Origin of the sequence: Alteromonas sp. 14N.309.X.WAT.G.H12 (genome assembly GCF_036697315.1) — a bacterium.
Taxonomy (GTDB): Bacteria; Pseudomonadota; Gammaproteobacteria; order Enterobacterales; family Alteromonadaceae; genus Alteromonas.
On sequence record NZ_JBAHZB010000208.1, the window covers coordinates 1 to 1941 of the forward strand.

1 protein-coding gene and 2 tRNA genes are annotated in these 1941 nt (G+C 47.2%); 1 reads left to right on the forward strand and 2 read right to left on the reverse strand.

Annotated elements, in window-relative coordinates:
* Positions 1-44: 44 nt before the first annotated feature.
* Together V5298_RS20485 and V5298_RS20490 are read right to left on the reverse strand one after the other, a co-directional pair.
* Positions 45-129 (reverse strand) — tRNA-Leu (locus V5298_RS20485).
* Between the two features lie 31 nt (positions 130-160).
* A tRNA-Met gene (locus V5298_RS20490) sits at positions 161-237 on the reverse strand.
* A gap of 295 nt (positions 238-532) precedes the next feature.
* Here V5298_RS20490 and V5298_RS20495 point away from each other — a divergent pair.
* A complete protein-coding gene (locus tag V5298_RS20495; protein WP_332933264.1) occupies positions 533-1840 on the forward strand; it encodes a short-chain fatty acid transporter in 1308 nt (435 codons plus the stop codon).
* Positions 1841-1941: the final 101 nt, after the last annotated feature.

Sequence of the window (1941 nt, forward strand, 5' to 3'; positions counted from 1 at the left end):
GGGATCAAAACCCGCTGCCTTACCACTTGGCTATACCCCAATAATGGTGCGGAAGGAGAGACTTGAACTCTCACGCCGTGAAGCACTGGAACCTAAATCCAGCGTGTCTACCAATTCCACCACTCCCGCAAAATAGACATACCTGAGAGAATTGAAAGAATGGTGGCTACGGCGAGATTCGAACTTGCGACCCCATCATTATGAGTGATGTGCTCTAACCAACTGAGCTACGTAGCCTCTTTCATTCTCTTCCCTCTCAGGAAGTGGCGCGTATTATGCTGATATGAATCTCGACCGTCAACCCCTTTTTTACTAACTTTTTTTAAATGCTCAGATTGTGTACTGTCGTGGCCAATTCATCGTCGATATGTCGATAATGTCACCAATATGCACCGATAAAAAGGCTGTTTATTGGTAGCTTTGTCCATGACGTTTCGGTTTAGGTAGCCCAATGATGGTGATTAAAAACTTGAGAAACCGCTGTGATTTTGGGTATCGTGTAACAAAGATGTTAAAATTTGAATGATTAACTATGCTAAACCGTGCGGCTCAACCCTTTGTTCGGCTAGTGGAAAAATACCTGCCCGATCCTTTTGTCCTTGTTCTTCTGCTGACTTTAGTCACCTTTATGGCGGCTTATCTTGTTGAAGACCAAGCGCCCATACTGATTTTACAACAATGGGGTGGGGGAATTTGGGGGCTGCTTACCTTTTCCATGCAGATGCTACTGGTATTGGTGAGTGGTTTTATGCTGGCAAGTACGCCTTTGGTCAAACAGATTTTAGAAAAACTGGCTTTACTAGGTAACACGCCCGGCAAAGCCATTGTTCTGGTAACCCTAGTCTCGTTAACGACCAGTTGGCTAAATTGGGGCTTTGGTTTAGTTGCCGGTGCGTTGTTCGCGAAGGCCCTAGCCCGACGTACGGCGGTGGATTACCGATTACTGGTTGCTAGCGCTTATTCAGGGTTTGTTGTTTGGCACGGTGGCCTTGCCGGCTCTATTCCTTTAGCTATCGCCACGCCAGGGCACTTTGCCGAAGATCAAATTGGCGTTATTGACACCTCACACACCTTGTTTGCCACTTTTAATATTGTCTTACTGGCAATCTTGTTCGTTGTTGTGCCCCTTGTAAATCGCTTGATGCTGCCAGATAGCAAAAACAGTGTCATCGTATCCCCGGAAGACTTACAGGAGGCGTCTGCGCCGCCGGTGGCTTCTACCCGGCCTGCCGACAAGCTGGAAAACAGTGTGATCTTATCTCAGCTAATAGGTTTGTCCGGCTTAATTTATTTGGGTTATTACTTTTTTAATGGCGGTGGTTTGAACCTGAATATTGTCAATACCCTGTTTCTTTTCCTTGCCATCAGCCTTCACGGCACGCCCCGTCATTTGCTCCATAGTTTGCAGCAAGGAATAAAAGGCGGCGGTGGGGTGGTGATCCAGTTTCCCTTTTACGCTGGCATTATGGCGGTGATGGTGCAGTCTGGCTTGGCAGAAACCCTGTCCACTTGGCTAATTAGCTTTGCTACCCCAGAGTCGCTGGCGGTGTGGAGTTTTATTAGTGCCGGCATTGTGAATATCTTTGTGCCCTCGGGAGGTGGACAGTGGGCCGTTCAGGCGCCGGTGATGTTGCCTGCAGCCTTGGAATTAGGCGCCGATGTGAGTCGGGTGGCAATGGCCGTAGCCTGGGGTGATGCATGGACCAATCTAATTCAACCTTTTTGGGCCTTGCCCGTGTTGGCAATTGCTGGGCTTCGTGCAAAAGACATTATGGGGTTTTGTCTGATGCAATTGATCATCACGGGTTTTGTTATTGGCTTGTGTTTACGCTTTTTATAACATAAATAAAAACACCGCCTTTAAGGCGGTGTTTTTTTCATTTGGCAATTTACACATTAAAGCGGAAGTGGATCACATCACCATCTTTAACGATGTATTCT